This is a genomic window from Streptomyces sp. NPDC002513, from assembly GCF_053595355.1.
In genome coordinates this window covers 58,852-75,257 of record NZ_JBSFXK010000018.1, presented here as the reverse complement: position 1 = coordinate 75,257, position 16,406 = coordinate 58,852, and the positions used below count along the sequence as shown (strand labels likewise).

The window sequence follows — 16,406 nt, the reverse complement described above, 5'->3', positions numbered from 1 at the left end:
TCCCGTGCCCGCGGGTGGCGCGGGGCGGGCGCGTCCAGGGGGCGCGGCGGGCGGCGGCTAGGACTCGTGCCTGCGGCGGCTCGGGGTGCGGGGCCGGGGGCGAGGATGGGGTGCGGGGGTGCGGGGTTCGTAGGCGGGTCGGTGGGCGGGTCAGTGGATGATGCCGGTCCGGAGGGCCACCGCCACCATTCCGGCGCGGTCTCCGGTGCCCAGCTTGCGGGCGATGCGGGCGAGATGGCTCTTGACGGTCAGCGCGGACAGGCCCATGGAGACGCCGATCGCCTTGTTCGACTGCCCCTCGGCGACCAGGCGCAGCACCTCGACCTCACGGCCGGACAGCTCGCGGTAGCCGCCCGGGTGGCTCGGGGCACCCGGGGGGCGGCGGTGCAGGCGCGCGGCCGCGGCGCCGATCGGGGCCGCGCCGGGTCGGGTGGGGAGCCCGACGTTCGTACGCGTACCGGTGACGACATAGCCCTTCACACCGCCGGCGAGGGCGTTGCGGACCGCGCCGATGTCGTCGGCGGCGGACAGGGCGAGACCGTTGGGCCAGCCCGCGGCGCGGGTCTCCGACAGGAGGGTGAGGCCGGAGCCGTCGGGGAGGTGGACGTCGGCGACGCAGATGTCACGCGGGTTGCCGACGCGGGGGCGGGCCTCCGCGATCGACGACGCCTCGATGACGTCGCGCACTCCGAGCGCCCAGAGATGGCGGGTGACGGTGGAACGGACCCGGGGGTCGGCGACGACCACCATGGCGGTCGGCTTGTTCGGGCGGTAGGCGACCAGGCTTGCGGGCTGCTCGAGGAGAACGGACACCAGGCCTCCTGGGGGTGCGGGACGGGGCCGGCTCTGGGGATGAAGCCGGGACGAACCGTGCTTTCAAGGTCACAGTCGTCTTCGGCACCAAACCCGTGCTCCTTTAGAGAATGATCACGATTTGGTGAGTAACAATCCGGGCAATTCGGATGAGCGAGCGATCAGGCGAAGATCGAATGGGTTCGGTCCTTGATGGATAAGGGTCCGAAAGGGGCCGTATCGACAAAGAGACGGCAAGGAAGGTCAAGTCGGGGTTGACACGGTCGCGATGTGCGCGTGTGTGACCGTCACGGCCCCCGTCGCCGCAGGTGCCGGCGGGCTGTCAACGGAGCTGCGGCCCCCGGCGCTGCGGCAGCGTCACCACCGACGCGTCCCCCGGATTCGCCGGGGGCAGACCCGCCACCTGGGCCAGCAGATCGCACCAGGAGGCCAGATGGGCGGCGGTGTCCGGGACGCCGCCGAGGCCCTCCCGCGGCGTCCAGGAGGCGCGGATCTCGATCTGCGAGACGGCCGGGCGGTTGGCGAGCCCGCCGAAGTAGTGCGAGCTCGCACGGGTGACGGTGCCGCTCGCCTCGCCGTACGACAGCCCGCGGGACTGAAGGGCGCCGGTCAGCCAGGACCAGCACACCTCGGGCAGCAGGGGATCCGAGGCCATCTCCGGTTCGAGTTCCGCGCGCACCAGGGTGACCAGACGGAAGGAGCCCTGCCAGGCCTCGTGCCCGGCGGGGTCGTGGAGCAGGACGAGACGCCCGTCGGCCAGATCCTCGTCCTCCTGGACGACCGCCGCTTCCAGGGCGTAGGCGAACGGGGCCAGCCGCTGCGGCGGGCGGGTGGGCTCGATCTCGATCTCGGCCCGAAGGCGCGCGGTCCTCAGCGCGTCGACCGCGGCACGGAAGGGCAGCGGAGCCGTATCCCTATCCCTCGCATCCTGCTCCCCCTCCTCCGCGTCGCCCATTTCGCCAGCGCCGTCCGTCGGTCGTTCCTGAGCCGCAGCCATGCGGGGAAGAGTAAGGGGAAGAAAGCGCGTTCGCAGGGAGAGACACCCGATGCCGGCGGCGGTTTGGCGGGGAACGGCGCGGTGCGGTTGCGGCCGTCGGCGCCTGGGTACGACCGCGCGCCGGTGCGCCGTGGAAGGGCGGTTCGAGAGGACCTGCGGCCATGGCCCCAGGGGGCCTCGGCGGTGCGGCGACGGTGTCGCCTCACGGTCCCGCCCGAGAGCACCGTGTCTGCGTGCCGGGTGTGCTGACGCACGGCTCCCGCGCCCCGCGCCGATCAGCCCCGGCCCCGTGGTGCCCACCCCGGACAGGGCCGTCGGTAGGGCGTGCGAGACTTTTGCCGTGAGTGCCAATGACCGCCCCGCGACGGGCCAGCCGACAGTGACGTACGACTCCGCCTTCCTGAAGGCGTGCAGGCGCGAGCCCGTGCCGCACACACCGGTGTGGTTCATGCGGCAGGCCGGGCGCTCCCTGCCCGAGTACCGCAAGGTGCGCGAGGGCATCCCGATGCTCGAATCCTGCACGCGGCCCGAGCTGGTCACGGAGATCACGCTTCAGCCGGTGCGCCGGCACGGCGTGGACGCGGCGATCTACTACAGCGACATCGTCGTCCCCCTCAAGGCCATCGGCGTCGACCTCGACATCAAGCCCGGCGTCGGCCCCGTCGTCGAGCACCCCGTCCGCACCCGCGCCGACCTGGCGAGGCTGCGCGACCTGACCCCCGAGGACGTCTCGTATGTCACGGAGGCCATCGGGCTGCTCACCGCCGAGCTGGGCACGACCCCGCTGATCGGCTTCGCGGGCGCCCCCTTCACCCTCGCGAGCTACCTCATCGAGGGCGGCCCCTCCCGGACGTACGAGCACACCAAGGCGCTCATGTACGGCGACCCGCAGCTCTGGTCCGACCTGGTGGACCGGCTCGCGGACATCACGGCCGCCTTCCTGAAGGTCCAGATCGAAGCGGGCGCCTCGGCCGTCCAGCTCTTCGACTCGTGGGCCGGCGCCCTCGCCCCCGCGGACTACCGCCGCTCGGTGCTGCCCGCCTCGGCCAAGGTCTTCCGGGCCGTCGAGGGGTACGGCGTGCCCCGTATCCACTTCGGCGTCGGCACCGGAGAGCTGCTCGGCCTGATGGGCGAGGCCGGCGCGGACGTCGTCGGTGTCGACTGGCGCGTCCCGCTCGACGAGGCGGCCCGCCGCGTCGGCCCCGGCAAGGCCCTCCAGGGCAACCTCGACCCGGCGATCCTCTTCGCCCCGAGGGAGGCCGTCGAGGCGAAGACCCAGGAGGTGCTGGACGCCGCCGCGGGTCTCGAGGGCCATGTCTTCAACCTCGGCCACGGCGTGATGCCGTCCACCGACCCGGACTCCCTCACCCGGCTCGTGGACCACGTCCACACGCGGACGGCCCGCTGACCGTCCCCCGCCCGGCCCGAAGGACCCCGCCCGCCGGTTCACCACCCGGGCCGCGCCTGCCTGCCCCACCGCAGACCGCGCGGCTCGGGCGGCGGCGGGGTGCCCGGGCGCAGCGGCCAGGCCAGGACCATGCCCACGAGGAAGCCGACCACATGGGCCGCGTACGCCACCGTCCCGGCCTTGGAGACGCCGCCCCCGGACGAGTAGACCGCCTGCAGTACGAACCAGAAGCCCAGCACGATCCACGCGGGCAGCCGCAGGGGCAGGAAGAGCAGGAACGGGACCAGGATCCAGACCCTGACCCGCGGAAACAGGACCAGATACGCGCCGAGTACGCCCGCGATCGCGCCGGACGCGCCGATCAGCGGGTCGCCCGAGGTGGTGTCGAGGAGGGCGAAGCCGTACGAGGCCGCGTACCCGCACGCCACGTAGAAGAGCGCGAAGCGGATGTGGCCGAGGCGGTCCTCGATGTTGTTGCCGAAGATCAGCAGGAACAGCATGTTGCCCAGCAGGTGCAGCCAGCTGCCGTGCAGGAACATCGCCGTGAAGACGGACGCCGGCGGCGACTTGTGGTAGTCCGGCGGGCCCACCACGCAGCCCGCGCCGTGCGGGCCGACGCCCACCGCTCCCGTGGGCACGAGCCGCGGGAGCTGATCGTGGATCAACTCCCGGGGCACCGCCGCGTAGTGGTCCAGGAACGCCTGGAGATGACACAGCTGGGACAACTCGCTCTGTCCCGCCACCGAGCCCGCCATGCCGGGGGTGAGCAGGAAGACGACGAAGCAGGCCGCGATCAGCGCGTACGTCACATAGGGCGTGCGCCGCACCGGGTTGACGTCATGAACGGGAATGACCACAAGGAAGGAGTGCCCTGGATGTGACCGGCAAACCGGTGAACGCGGCGCTCCGCCCGTGCGTATGTCTCCACAACCGCCCGCGGTGCGGGGAAGGCGTGTCGCGGGGACGACGTGAGGAACAGGCGATGAACGACCGAGTTATTCCTCCGGTACACGCTCTGCCCGACGGCGAGGCCGAGCTGGCGCTCGTGATCCGCCTGCCCTGGGAGGACGTCGCCCGGCTGGGCCAGGAGGCCGGGCGGCTGGCCTCCCAGCTGCAGCGTCCCGTGACCCTCGACGAGGCCGTCGGCTACCGGCTGCGCTCCGCCCGGCCCGGCGCCGCGCACGCCAAGCCGGCGGCGCAGCCCCAGCCGGCCGCCGCCGTGCCCTCCAGCGCGTCCGTGTCCTCGCTGCCGCCGCGGCCGCCGGCCGAGCAGGCCCGGCAGGCGATCGAGCGGATCAACGGGGTCGGCCAGCACGAAACGGCCTGACGGAGCGGGGCGGCACCACCCGACGGCGCGACGGCGTCGGTCCGCAGGGAACGGCCGGATCGAAGCCCCGCCCCGTGGGACCCCGGAGGCCGCGGCCGGTGGATCACCGGCCGCGAGCTCTCCCACTCCTACCGGGCCGCCGCGGTCACCGCTGCCGCCGCCTTGCGCGCGGCCACCAGGACCGGGTCCCACACCGGGGAGAACGGCGGCGCGTAGCCCAGGTCGAGGGCCGTCATCTCCTCCACCGTCATCCGTGCCGTCAGTGCCACCGCCGCGATGTCGACGCGTTTGGCCGCGCCCTCCCGGCCGACGATCTGGACGCCGAGCAGCCGTCCCGTACGGCGCTCGGCGAGCATCTTGACGGTCATGGGCGCGGGGTCCGGGTAGTAGCCCGCGCGGCTGGTCGACTCGACGACGACCGTCTCGTACTGCAGCCCGGCCCGCAGCGCGTCCTTCTCCCGCAGCCCGGTGCGCGCGATCTCCAGGTCGCAGACCTTGCTCACGGCCGTGCCGACCACGCCCGGGAACGTGGCGTAGCCGCCGCCCGCGTTGGTGCCGATGACCTGACCGTGCTTGTTGGCGTGCGTGCCCAGCGCGATGTGCCGTATCAGGCCCGAGACCAGGTCGAGCACCTCGACGCAGTCGCCGCCCGCCCAGATGTTCTCGTGGCCGCGCACCCGCATCGCCAGGTCGGTGAGCAGCCCGCCGTGCGGGCCGAGCGGCAGACCGGCGGCCCGCGCGAGCGCCGTCTCCGGTCGTACGCCGATCCCGAGGATCACCACGTCGGCCGGGTACTCGGCCGTGTCCGTGCCCACCGCCCGGACCCGGCGTCCCGGGCCGGGGGCTCCCGTGAGGATCTTGGTGACATGGGCGTCGTTCACCATGGTGATCCCCAGGTCCTCCATGGCGCTGTGCACCAGCAGGCCCATGTCCGGGTCGAGGGTCGCCATCGGCTGGCTGCCGCGGTTGACCACCGTGACCTCGTAACCGCGGTTGATCATCGCCTCGGCCATCTCCACGCCGATGTAGCCCGCGCCGACGACCACCGCGCGGCGCCCCGGTGTGGCGGCGAGCGTGTCCAGCAGGGCCTGGCCGTCGTCGAGGGTCTGCACCCCGTGCACCCCGGGCGCGTCGGTACCGGGCAGGTCGGGACGGATCGGGCGGGCACCGGTCGCGATCACGAGTTTGTCGTACGGCATCCAGTACTCGGCCCCGGCATCGACGTCCCGCGCGCGTACCCGGCCTCGCGCGACGTCGATCTCCGTGACCTCCGTCCGCATCCGCAGATCGATGTCGCGCGCCCGGTGCTCCTCGGGCGTCCGGGCGACCAGCCGGTCCCGGGTGGCGACGTCACCGCCCACCCAGTACGGGATGCCGCACGCCGAGTACGAGGAGAAGTGGCCGCGTTCGAACGCCACGATCTCCAGCCGGTCGGGTCCCTTGAGGCGGCGTGCCTGCGATGCGGCGGACATGCCCGCCGCATCGCCGCCGACGACGACGAGGCGCTCTCTCGCACGGCTCATGCTCATGCGAACACGCTACGAGGGTGCGGCGTCCTCGTCCTGCCCGCCCCGGCCCCGTCGCGCCCGCCCGTCGCGCCCGCCCGTCGTACCGGCCGCCGGAAGCGGACCCGGTCCCGGTGCGGTCACGGCTGGGACTCGGTGAGGACCACCGGCCCCTGCGGACCGCCGGCGGCGTCTGAGAGGGTGGGAGACATGAGCGCACTGCACGCCCGCGCGGACGCGGGGCACGTCGTCGTCATCGGAGGAGGGGTCGCGGGACTGGCCGCCGCCCACCGGCTGCTGGACCGGGGCGCGCGCGTGACGGTCCTGGAGGCGTCGGACCGGGTCGGCGGCAAGCTGCTCCCCGGTGAGATCGCGGGTGTGCGGGTCGACCTCGGGGCCGAGTCGATGCTGGCGCGGCGGCCCGAGGCGGTGGCGCTGGCCCGCGCGGCGGGCCTCGGGGACCACCTCCAGCCACCGGCCACGGCGACCGCCTCGATCTGGACCCGCGGCGCCCTGCGGCCGATGCCCAAGGGTCATGTCATGGGCGTTCCCGGCACCGCGTCCGCGCTCCTCGGCCTCCTCTCCGACGACGGCCTGCGCCGCATCGAGCAGGACGCACGGCTGCCGCGTACGGAGATCGGCGACGATGTCGCGGTCGGGGAGTACGTGGCGGAGCGCCTCGGCCGCGAGGTCGTCGACCGCCTGGTCGAGCCCCTGCTCGGCGGGGTGTACGCGGGCGACGCGTACCGCATCTCGATGCGCTCGGCGGTGCCGCAGCTCTTCCAGGCCGCGCAGGCCCATGACTCGCTGACGGAGGCGGTCCGCGAGGTCCAGGCGCAGGGGGCCGCGGCCGCGCAGCCGGGCCCGGTGTTCATGGGCATCGAGGGCGGCGTCGGCCGGCTCCCGCTCGCGGTCGCGGAGTCGGTCCGGGCCCGGGGCGGCGACATCCTCCTGAGGTCCGTCGCGGACCGGCTGCACCGCACCGACGAGGGCTGGGAGGTCCTGGTCGACGACCACGTGTTCGAGGCGGACGCGGTGGTCGTCGCCACGCCCGCCCCGCAGGCCGCCCGCCTGCTGCGCACCGCGTGCCCGGAGGCCGCCGCCGAACTGCGCACCGTCGAGTACGCCTCCATGGCCCTGATCACCCTCGCCTACCGCCGCGCCGACGCCGACCTCCCCGAGGGCAGCGGCTTCCTGGTGCCGCCGGTCGACGGGCGCACGATCAAGGCGTCGACCTTCGCCTCCCGCAAGTGGGGCTGGATCGCCGACGAGAACCCCGACCTGCTCGTCCTGCGGACGTCCGTGGGGCGGTACGGGGAGACCGGGATCCTCGAGCACGAGGACGCCGACCTCGTGGCCGTCTCGCGCGGCGACCTGTGGGAGGCGACCGGACTGGACGCCACCCCGGTGGAGACCCGCGTCACCCGCTGGACCGACGGCCTGCCCCAGTACCCCGTCGGGCACTACGCGCGCGTGGCCCGCGTCCGTGAGTACGTCGCGAAGCTCCCGGGACTGGCCGTGTGCGGTGCGGCCTACGACGGCGTCGGCATCCCGGCCTGCACCGCGAGCGCGTACGCGGCCGTGGACCAGCTCGGCGGCGATCCGCGGGGTGTGCAGCGGCTCATCGCCAACCCGGTGCAGAGCCTCCATGGCGGAGCGGGAGAATAGACACATGAGCGACGACGCCCCTACCACCGAGGCCGGCAGGATCCCGAACAAGGGCAAGCTGGCCAAGGACCTCAACGAGGTCATCCGCTACACGCTGTGGTCCGTCTTCAAGCTGAAGGACGTGCTGCCCGAGGACCGCGCCGGTTACGCCGACGAGGTCCAGGAGCTGTTCGACCAGCTCGCCGCCAAGGACGTGACCATCCGCGGTACGTACGACCTGTCGGGCCTGCGCGCCGATGCCGACCTCATGATCTGGTGGCACGCGGAGACCAGCGACCAGTTGCAGGAGGCGTACAACCTCTTCCGTCGCACGCGGCTGGGCCGGGCCCTCACTCCGGTCTGGTCGAACATGGCGCTGCACCGCCCCGCCGAGTTCAACCGCTCGCACATCCCGGCGTTCCTCGCCGACGAGACGCCGCGCGACTATGTGAGCGTCTACCCGTTCGTGCGCTCGTACGACTGGTACCTGCTGCCGGACGAGGACCGCCGCCGGATGCTCGCGGACCACGGCAAGATGGCCCGCGGCTACCCGGACGTGCGCGCCAACACGGTCGCCTCGTTCTCCCTGGGCGACTACGAGTGGGTCCTCGCCTTCGAGGCCGACGAACTGCACCGCATCGTCGACCTCATGCGCCATCTGCGCGGCTCCGAGGCCCGCAGGCACGTCCGCGAGGAGGTCCCCTTCTTCACCGGCCGCCGCCGGTCGGTGGCCGAGCTGGTCGCCGGCCTCGCCTGACCGCGACGGATGCGCCGGGCACCCCGCGGTGCCCGGCGCATCGGCCTGTCACGGGGGCGGGCTGGACGCGGTGGGCGGCAGCGGATACGTCGCCGACGGCGTCACCTGACCGGCGGGGAGCCGACTGCCGACCGCGAGGCCACCGCCGTACCCCACCCCTTCGGGCCGACCGGAGACAGCCGGTCCTCCGGCACACCCCACCCGTTCGACCGCTGACCTGGTGCGGTCGGCTCGGGGCGCGTCGACGACGTTGCCCTCGTTCCGTTTCCTTGAGCCGACCGCACGAGGTCAGGCCTTCGTGCCGGTGCGCCGCGAGGATGCGCGGACCCGGAACCGGGCGGTTGTCAGGACCGGTCCCGCGCTCGGCTCGCCCGCGATGCGCGCTTGGAGAAGGTCGAGCAGCGCCAACGTCGTTTCCGCGGCGTGGAGTTCGACTGCCGAGATGGCGGGTCGGCTGTGCCGGGTGTGCTCGGAGTCGGAAGCCGCGGCAAGCATCGTCTGATCGGGCACGGCGACGCCACGAGCCGTGAGGCCCGCGAGCACTCCGGCCGCCTGACGACCGGTGTGGCACAGGATCGCATCGGGGATCCCGTCGTCCACGATCGCGTGCGCGATGCTCTCGCCGCCGTGCTCGCCTGCGCGCTCGGCCGACCTGTAGACGCGCGGCGTGATCCCGGCGCTCTCACACCATGCGCGGTACGTCGCCTCACTGTCGATGTTCCACGCGTTGGGGTCGGTTCCGCGCAACAGCACGATCGATCGGGCGCCGGATGCGGCGAAGTGCTCGTAGATGCGCCGGAAGCTGGAGCCGTCGTCCTCGGTGGCCCAGTCGGTGAAATCCGGGCGGCTGGGATCGCGTCCCAGCGTCACGTACGGGATCCCACGCCGTTCGAGGAGACCGATCACCGGATCATCCACGTGCGGCATCGTCACGATGTAGCCATCGAGCGACAGTGCCAGTGGTGGTGTCGGCCGCTTGGTCGGGTCAGGCACGAGCATCACACTGAGTCCGCGGTCCATCGCCTGAGCCGAGGCGGCGCCGATGTAGCGGGTGAACACATCGACGCCCCGCGGCGCGTACTCTCCCAGGGCGTCCAGCGATCGCATGACGAGTCCGATCGCCCCGACCGACGAACGTCGCAGACCGCGCGCGAGGGCGTCAGCTTCGTATTCCATCTCCTCGGCGATGGCCCGGACGCGCAGTCGCGTGGCCGTGCTCAGCGTCCCGGTGCCATTGAGCGCCATCGAGACCGCCGCGACGGAGACACCGGCGCGCTGGGCGACATCGCGAATGGTGGCGCCCTTCGATCGAGCCACGGCGACCTCCTTGGTTCGTACCTTCCGCCGCCGCCTCGCGCCGCCGGACCGCGGTCGCCGACGCACGCCAGAACGACAGAAAGAGCAGAAAGTGACCTGAGAAACGCCATTGTATTAAACGTTTTACCTACTTAGCGTGTCGCCCACCCCTCACCGTGACGGGCCTCACAAGCAAAGGTCGCACAGCAACACCATGAAGCTGCACACACTGCGCACGACCACCACCGACTCCCGTGCCCGTGGACGCGAGATCGGCACGCGATACGCGGACCAGGTGCGTGACGTCAGCGCCCGCTACCTGGCGCATTTCAAGGTTCTGGGCATCTCGGAAACGACCGTCCGCGACATCGTCGCCCACAGCTACGACGCCTTGCGCGACTGGTGTCCGGGTCTGGTCGAGGAGTCCGACGGAATCGCCGAGGCATCAGGAATCGAGCCATGGCAGGTGGCAGCGGTCGGCGCACGGACCGAAGTACTCGCCGCCGCGCCCGGGAAGGGCGAGTGCACAACCGCCGTGCAAGCGCCGCCCGCCGGCGGCCCACCCGAGACGATCCAGACGTGGGACTGGCACGACTCGCTCACTCCGGACGGTCTCCTGCTGTCGCTCGTGACGGGAACGCAACGCCGGGTGAAGCTCTTCACCGAGTTCGGCACCGCCGCGAAGATCGGGGTGAACGACGCCGGTCTCGGCCTGCATTTCAACATCCTGCACCATCGCTCCGACAACACCACCGGCGGCGTGCCCGTCCACGCTGTCGCGCGTCGTGTCCTCGAGGAGGCGACAACGGTGGCGGAGGCCCGCGACATCGTCGCCTCCGCGACCGTGAGCGCGTCCACCGTGCTGACCGTCGCAACCTACCGGGACGGCCACGCCGCAGCAGCGTCCATCGAGATGTCGCCCTCCGGATGCGCCGTGGTGCCACCCGATACCGACGGCTGGGTCATCCACACGAACCACTTTCTCGATTCCGGCCTCGCCGACGGTGACACCAGCGCTCCGGAATCGGTGTCGGTCGAGCGGTACCACCATGCGCAGGCCGTGCGCGGCAGCATGACCGGCTGCTCCGCGCCGGAGCGCGCGGCCGCCTTCTGCGGCGGCGACGGGGCCGCCGCAGTGGTGTGCGTCCACGCCGACGATTCCCAGCCGGGCCACGAGCGGTGGAGCACGTTGCTCACGGCATCTCTCGACCTTCCCGGCTTTGCCCTCGAGTACCGGGCAGGCAACCCCGACGCTGCGGCCCACGAGGGCCTCGACCGGTTCTGAGCAACCCGATGGACAAGGACACGACCATGCCCGCTCATCTCTACCGCAACGCCCGAATCTTCACCTCCGACCAACGCCCCTGGGCCGAGTCGCTCGTGGTGGTCGGGGACCGGCTCGCCTACGTCGGCGACGGTGCCACCGCAGCTCGTGTGGCCGGACCGGATGCCCTGATCCACGACCTCGACGGCGCGACCGTCCTCCCCGGATTCGTCGACGGCCATGCGCACGTGGTCGGCACCGGCGAGGCGGCGGTCCAGGTCGATCTCTGGGGCGCCAACACGGTGGAAGAGATCCAGCGGCGCATTCGAACGTGGGCGCAGGAGCACCCCGACGCACCTCGCGTCCTCGCCACCGGGTGGAAACACGGTGACATCCCGGGCGGCGCACCTGATCGGGGCATGCTCGACGCCGTCGTCGCCGACCGGCCTGTCTACGCGCAGGCCTACGACTTCCACTCGATCTGGCTGAACTCGGCCGCCCTCGCCGAAGTCGGCATCGACGACACCACGGCATCACCACCCGGAGGAACGGTCCACCGGGACGAGCGGGGCGCGGCCACCGGCCTGGTCGACGAGACGGCGATGCACCACCTCGTGTGGCCGGTACTCGACCGCTTCGCCAGTGACTCCGACCGTGACGAGGCCCTGGCGGTTGTCCTTGCGGCGTACGCCGAGTCCGGGGTCGTCGGTTCGACCGAGATGGCACTGGTCGAAGGCGACTACGAGGCGATGCGCCGTGCCGATGCGGCGAGCGCCCTGACCACTCGCGTCGCCGCGTTCTGGCGCGTCCAGCCCACCGGCGACGAGGGGAGGAACCTGGCCCAGGTCGAGCGCGCTGTCGAACTCGCCTCCCACTGGTCGACCCCGTTCCTGCGCGTGACCGGCATCAAGGTCATGGTCGACGGAACCGTCGACGGGTGCACCGCATCGCTCGGAAAGCCCTACGTGAACGGCACGAACGCCGACCCGATCTGGAGTCTTGCCGAACTCGCGCCGGTGGTGACCGCCGCGGACGCGGCCGGCCTGCAGGTCGCCCTGCACGCCATCGGTGACGAGGCGATCCGGGTCGCGATCGGCGCCGTCGAGCAAGCCGTCGCTCTCAACGGCCCCAAGGAGCGCCGCCACCGCATCGAACATCTCGAAGTCGTCGACCCCGAGGACATCGACCGACTGGCAGCACTCGGCATCACGGCGAGCATGCAGCCTGTGCACGCCGATCCCGCCATCCAGGAGAACTGGCGGCGCATGCTCGGCGACGAGCGGGTCGACCGCGGCTTCCCGTGGCCCGAGATGACCGAGGCCGGAGCCACACTCGTGCTCGGCACCGACTCGCCCACGTCGCCGCATGCGCCGCTGCCCAACATGTTCATCGCGGCGACACGGCGTTCGGCACTCGATCCGTCGTTGCCTGCCAACATCGCGCACTACGCCTTGCCCCTGGCGGACGCGATCGTGCACGCCACCCGTGACGCCGCCTGGGCGAGCCGCTCCGAGCACCTTCACGGCCGTCTCGTCGAGGGGCTGTACGCCGACTTCATCGTTCTCGACCGGGACATCTTCACCCGACCACTCGAGGAACTGCTCGACACGCGAGTACTGCGGACAGTCGTGGGTGGCCGCGTGGTCCATCGCGCGCAGCCAGGGGTGCACCGATGAGCCACACCATGACGGCACCAGTGCGACCAAGGCAGGCGAAGGCGAAGCAGCGGCCCACCGGGGTGATGCTGCGGTTCATCGCCACTCGCATCGTGGGGCTGGTGGTGACCTTGTTCATCGCGAGCCTGGTCGTCTTCGGAGCGCTCTACGCCGCACCGGGAAGCCCGCTCACCTACCTCACGCACGGTCGCACCGTGAGCCCCGAAGCAATCGCCTCGATCAAGGCCGAGTACCACCTCGATGACCCCATCTGGCAGCAATACCTGCGGTGGCTCGGTGGCGTGGCGCACGGCGACCTCGGAACATCGATCATCTACAACCAACCGGTGGCTTCGCTGGTCGGAAGTCGCGCCTCCGCGACCACGCTTCTCGTCCTCATGGCCGCAGCGGTCGTCCTGGTGCTCGGGTTGGCCATCGGCACTCTCGCCGGTCTCAAGCCCGGCTGGTTGTCACGGTCCGCCATGGCCGGCGCGACGGCCGTCATGGCGGTGCCGACCTTCGTCGGAGCGGTCGTGCTGATCCTCGTGTTCGCCGTCAACCTGGAGTGGTTCCCGGTGTTCGGCGCCGGCCGTGCGGGCCTCGACGAAGTCTACCACATGGTTCTTCCGTCGATCGCGCTCGCGCTCGCGTCCGTCGCGTTCGTCGCGCGACTCGCCCAGACCGCGATCCGGCAGGAACTGTCGGCCGATCACGTGCAGACGGCGATCAGCCGCGGACTGTCCCACGGGGTCGTCGTACGCAGACATGTGATGCGCAACGCCGCGATGCCGGTGCTCACCGTCGCGGGTCTCACGATCGCCGGTCTGATCGCGGGAAGTGTCGTCGTGGAACAGGTCTTCCAGCTCGGCGGGCTCGGTCAGTTCCTCGTGAGTTCGGTGCAGCAGAAGGACTTCCCCGTCGTACAGGCGATCTGCCTGGTGTACGTCGCCGCCTTCATCGTGCTGAACACCCTCATCGACATCGCCTACACACTGCTCGACCCGCGCGTGTCGATCGGGAAGAAGGACTCATGAGCACGACAGCAGCGGTGCGACGTATCGGGGCCCGAAAGGCCGGCCGGCGGACGACGCGGCGTGCGAGAGCCATCGGCCTGTCCGGTTGGGTGGCGATCGCCCTCCTCGGACTCGTCGTCTGCTTCGCCGTCCTCGCACCACTCCTTTCACCGCAGGATCCGAACGCCGTCGACCTCTCCGGTGCGTACCAGGGCTCGAGCGGCGCGCACCTGCTGGGAACCGACGCAAGCGGGCGAGACCTTCTCTCGCGCCTTGTCCACGGCTCCCGCACCGCGCTGATCGGACCGTTCCTCGTCGTGGTGATCTCGACGTTCCTCGGGACGATCCTCGCGCTCGCGGCCGTGTGGTTCGGCGGCTGGTTCGACCAGATGGTGGTGCGCGTCGTCGACGCCGTGTTCGCCTTCCCCGGTCTGCTGCTGGCGATCCTGGCGACCGCCCTGTTCGGGTCCGGCCTGAACGCCGCCGTTGTGGCGCTGTCCATCGCCTACGTCCCTTACATCGCGCGCATCGTGCGGAGCGCGGCGCTGCGCGAACGCTCGCTGCCCTACATCGCGGCACTGCAGGTTCAGGGCGTGCACGGGGTGCGGATCGCAGTGCGGCACATCCTGCCCAACGTGGGTGGGCTGATCGTCGCCAACGCCACACTCGCCTTCGGGTTCGCCCTGATGGACCTCGCCGGCCTCTCGTTCATCGGCCTCGGGGTGCAGCCACCGACATCGGACTGGGGCGCGATGGGCGGCACCGGTATGGCCGGTGTGCTGCAGCAGCACCCGCAGGAGGCGCTGCTCGCCAGCGCACTCATCGTCACCACCGTCGGCGCCGTGAACATGCTCGGCGACCGACTCACGGAGCGCTGGGAGGCACGCTCGTGAACGCACTTCTCGAAGTCGACGGTCTGACCGTTCAGTTGCCGGTCGCGGGCGAATCGCGCACCGTGCTGCGCGACGTCTCGTTCTCACTCGACCGTGGCAGCACTCTCGGTCTGGTCGGAGAGTCCGGTTCGGGCAAGTCGATGACGGTTCGCACCATCGCACGCCTGCTCCCCGACGGCGCCGAGGTCCGCGGCGGTATCCGCTTCGACGGCGCCGAGGTGTTCGACCTTCGCACCGACGCCCTGCGGTCCTATCGGGCGAAGGACGTCGCGATGATCTTCCAGGACGCACGGGCCTACACGAACCCCGTACGCACGATCGGCGACTTCCTCACCGAGGCGATGCGCACCAACGACCGGATGCCGAAGCCCGCTGCTCGCAAGCGCGCGCAGGAACTGCTCGCCGAGGTCGGGATCGGGGACCCGGAGCGCCGGCTGCGGCAGTTCCCCCACGAGCTCTCCGGCGGCCTGCTGCAACGGGTGATGATCGCTGCCGCGGTTGCCGCGCGACCTCGGCTCATCCTCGCCGACGAGCCGACGACCGCGCTCGATGTCACCACCCAGGCGGAGGTGATGGCGATTCTCCGGCGCATGCAGCGCGAGTACGGCATGGCGATGCTCTTCATCACTCACGACCTGGAGCTCGCCGGTGCCGTGTGCGACGAGACGATCGTGCTGTACGCCGGCCAGGTCATGGAGCGCCAGGCGTCGGTGCAACTGCACCAGAACCCGCTCCACCCCTACACCGCCGCACTGGTGCAGGCACGACCCGAGATCGACCGACGCGTCGATCGACTGCCCGCGATCACCGGTCATCCGACCACCGCTTACGAGGCGCCGGACGGCTGTGCGTTCGCGCCGCGCTGTCGCTTCGCGCAAGAGAGGTGCCGGGCAGGAGTGCCGACCCTGCTGCAGATCGGTCCGTCACAGACCCGGTGCGTCCAGATGCCGGGCCTGCACGGCCAGATGGTGCGGCAGCAGCATCTCGGCTCCCCTTCGAACGAGGAGGTCCAGCGATGACTGAACCGCTGCTCGTGGTCGAGCACCTGACCAAGACGTTCGGCCGTGGGCGTGCCGAGTCGACCGCGGTCGCCGACGTGAGCTTCGCCCTGACCCCGGGCGGAGCCCTCGGTATCGTCGGCGAATCCGGCTCCGGCAAGACGACCACAGCGCGGATGATCATCGGCCTGGAGCGTCCCTCCGGTGGTCGCATCGTGTTCCGGGGCGAGGACCGCACACACCCGGCGCGTTCCGCACGCAGTCGCCGTCAGCGGGGCCGGGACATCCAGATCGTCTTCCAGGATCCGTACACCTCGCTCGACCGCCGTCAGCGCATCGGCGACTGCCTCGCGGAAGTCGTCGGCGTTCATTTCCGGCTCGGCCGCGACGAGACCAGGAAGCGCGTGAGCGAACTCGCCGAGCTCGTCGGACTCGACGACCGGCAGCTCGCGGCACTGCCGAGGTCACTCTCCGGAGGGCAGCGTCAACGCGTCGCCATCGCTCGTGCGCTCGCCACCGATCCGGACATCCTCATCCTCGACGAGGCCGTGTCGGCCCTGGACGTCTCGATCCAGGCGCAGATCCTCAATCTGCTCTCGGACATCCGGCAGAAACGCGGTGTGAGCTACCTGTTCATCAGCCACGATCTCGCCGTCATCCGCCAGGTGACCGACGACACGATCGTCATGCGCCACGGCGCCGTCGTCGAGCAAGGGCCCACCGCCGCCGTGCTCGACAACCCTCAAGACCCCTACACCCGCTTGTTGCGCGACAGCGTCCCTCACAACGGGTGGGACCCCGAAGCCATCACAGCCCGACACTGACCAGGAGTT

Annotated in this window: 15 protein-coding genes; 10 read left to right on the top strand and 5 right to left on the bottom strand. The window is 71.1% G+C overall.

The features are described from left to right. Positions 1–150: 150 nt before the first annotated feature. Both ACWD5Q_RS15140 and ACWD5Q_RS15135 read right to left on the bottom strand, forming a co-directional pair. Complete coding sequence (locus tag ACWD5Q_RS15140) at positions 151–813, bottom strand: helix-turn-helix transcriptional regulator (protein ID WP_067229335.1); 663 nt, start codon at positions 811–813, stop codon at positions 151–153. Positions 814–1,135: 322 nt separating this feature from the next. Then, complete coding sequence (locus tag ACWD5Q_RS15135; RefSeq protein WP_451427461.1) at positions 1,136–1,768, bottom strand: DUF3000 domain-containing protein; 633 nt, start codon at positions 1,766–1,768, stop codon at positions 1,136–1,138. Positions 1,769–2,150: 382 nt separating this feature from the next. On the opposite strand from ACWD5Q_RS15135, the gene hemE reads away from it, so the two are divergent. Then, positions 2,151–3,218, top strand: a complete 1,068-nt coding sequence (gene hemE, locus ACWD5Q_RS15130) for a uroporphyrinogen decarboxylase (RefSeq protein WP_451427432.1) — start codon at positions 2,151–2,153, stop codon at positions 3,216–3,218. Positions 3,219–3,256: 38 nt separating this feature from the next. Here the strand turns inward: hemE and ACWD5Q_RS15125 are convergent, their stop codons facing one another. Next, positions 3,257–4,075, bottom strand: a complete 819-nt coding sequence (locus ACWD5Q_RS15125) for a rhomboid family intramembrane serine protease (protein WP_451427431.1) — start codon at positions 4,073–4,075, stop codon at positions 3,257–3,259. 125 nt (positions 4,076–4,200) lie between these two features. Between ACWD5Q_RS15125 and ACWD5Q_RS15120 the strand changes: the two genes are divergently transcribed. Then, positions 4,201–4,545 (top strand): hypothetical protein, encoded by a 345-nt coding sequence (locus ACWD5Q_RS15120; RefSeq protein WP_451427430.1) that lies wholly within the window; start codon positions 4,201–4,203, stop codon positions 4,543–4,545. Positions 4,546–4,673: 128 nt separating this feature from the next. On the opposite strand, the gene ACWD5Q_RS15115 is transcribed toward ACWD5Q_RS15120, so the two are convergent. Continuing rightward, complete coding sequence (locus ACWD5Q_RS15115; protein ID WP_451427429.1) at positions 4,674–6,074, bottom strand: FAD-dependent oxidoreductase; 1,401 nt, start codon at positions 6,072–6,074, stop codon at positions 4,674–4,676. 186 nt (positions 6,075–6,260) lie between these two features. Here ACWD5Q_RS15115 and hemG point away from each other — a divergent pair, with 186 nt between their 5' ends. Together hemG and hemQ are read left to right on the top strand one after the other, a co-directional pair. Further along, the gene (gene hemG, locus ACWD5Q_RS15110; protein WP_451427428.1) at positions 6,261–7,718 is read left to right on the top strand and encodes a protoporphyrinogen oxidase; all 1,458 of its coding nucleotides are present in this window, start codon (positions 6,261–6,263) and stop codon (positions 7,716–7,718) included. 4 nt (positions 7,719–7,722) lie between these two features. Beyond that, positions 7,723–8,454, top strand: a complete 732-nt coding sequence (gene hemQ / locus ACWD5Q_RS15105; RefSeq protein WP_451427427.1) for a hydrogen peroxide-dependent heme synthase — start codon at positions 7,723–7,725, stop codon at positions 8,452–8,454. A gap of 288 nt (positions 8,455–8,742) precedes the next feature. On the opposite strand, the gene ACWD5Q_RS15100 is transcribed toward hemQ, so the two are convergent. Continuing rightward, the gene (locus ACWD5Q_RS15100) at positions 8,743–9,771 is read right to left on the bottom strand and encodes a LacI family DNA-binding transcriptional regulator (RefSeq protein WP_451427426.1); all 1,029 of its coding nucleotides are present in this window, start codon (positions 9,769–9,771) and stop codon (positions 8,743–8,745) included. A 193-nt stretch (positions 9,772–9,964) separates the two neighbouring features. Here ACWD5Q_RS15100 and ACWD5Q_RS15095 point away from each other — a divergent pair, with 193 nt between their 5' ends. The 6 genes from ACWD5Q_RS15095 to ACWD5Q_RS15070 are packed head-to-tail and all read left to right on the top strand — an operon-like array spanning position 9,965 to position 16,397. Beyond that, positions 9,965–11,035 carry a C45 family autoproteolytic acyltransferase/hydolase gene (locus tag ACWD5Q_RS15095; protein ID WP_451427425.1) on the top strand — a complete coding sequence of 357 codons (1,071 nt, stop codon included), beginning with the start codon at positions 9,965–9,967 and terminating at the stop codon, positions 11,033–11,035. 26 nt (positions 11,036–11,061) lie between these two features. Next, positions 11,062–12,690, top strand: coding sequence for an amidohydrolase (locus ACWD5Q_RS15090; RefSeq protein ID WP_451427424.1), 1,629 nt, complete (start codon positions 11,062–11,064; stop codon positions 12,688–12,690). A gap of 8 nt (positions 12,691–12,698) precedes the next feature. Continuing rightward, complete coding sequence (locus tag ACWD5Q_RS15085) at positions 12,699–13,703, top strand: ABC transporter permease (RefSeq protein ID WP_451427423.1); 1,005 nt, start codon at positions 12,699–12,701, stop codon at positions 13,701–13,703. Then, positions 13,700–14,575 carry an ABC transporter permease gene (locus ACWD5Q_RS15080; RefSeq protein WP_451427422.1) on the top strand — a complete coding sequence of 292 codons (876 nt, stop codon included), beginning with the start codon at positions 13,700–13,702 and terminating at the stop codon, positions 14,573–14,575. Before ACWD5Q_RS15085 ends, ACWD5Q_RS15080 begins: the two co-directional genes overlap by 4 nt. Next, positions 14,572–15,594, top strand: a complete 1,023-nt coding sequence (locus ACWD5Q_RS15075) for an ABC transporter ATP-binding protein (RefSeq protein ID WP_451427421.1) — start codon at positions 14,572–14,574, stop codon at positions 15,592–15,594. The genes ACWD5Q_RS15080 and ACWD5Q_RS15075 overlap by 4 nt, the downstream gene beginning before the upstream one ends. After that, on the top strand, positions 15,591–16,397 hold the full coding sequence (locus tag ACWD5Q_RS15070) for an ABC transporter ATP-binding protein (RefSeq protein ID WP_451427420.1): 807 nt from the start codon (positions 15,591–15,593) through the stop codon (positions 16,395–16,397). The genes ACWD5Q_RS15075 and ACWD5Q_RS15070 overlap by 4 nt, the downstream gene beginning before the upstream one ends. The last annotated feature ends 9 nt before the right edge of the window (positions 16,398–16,406 follow it).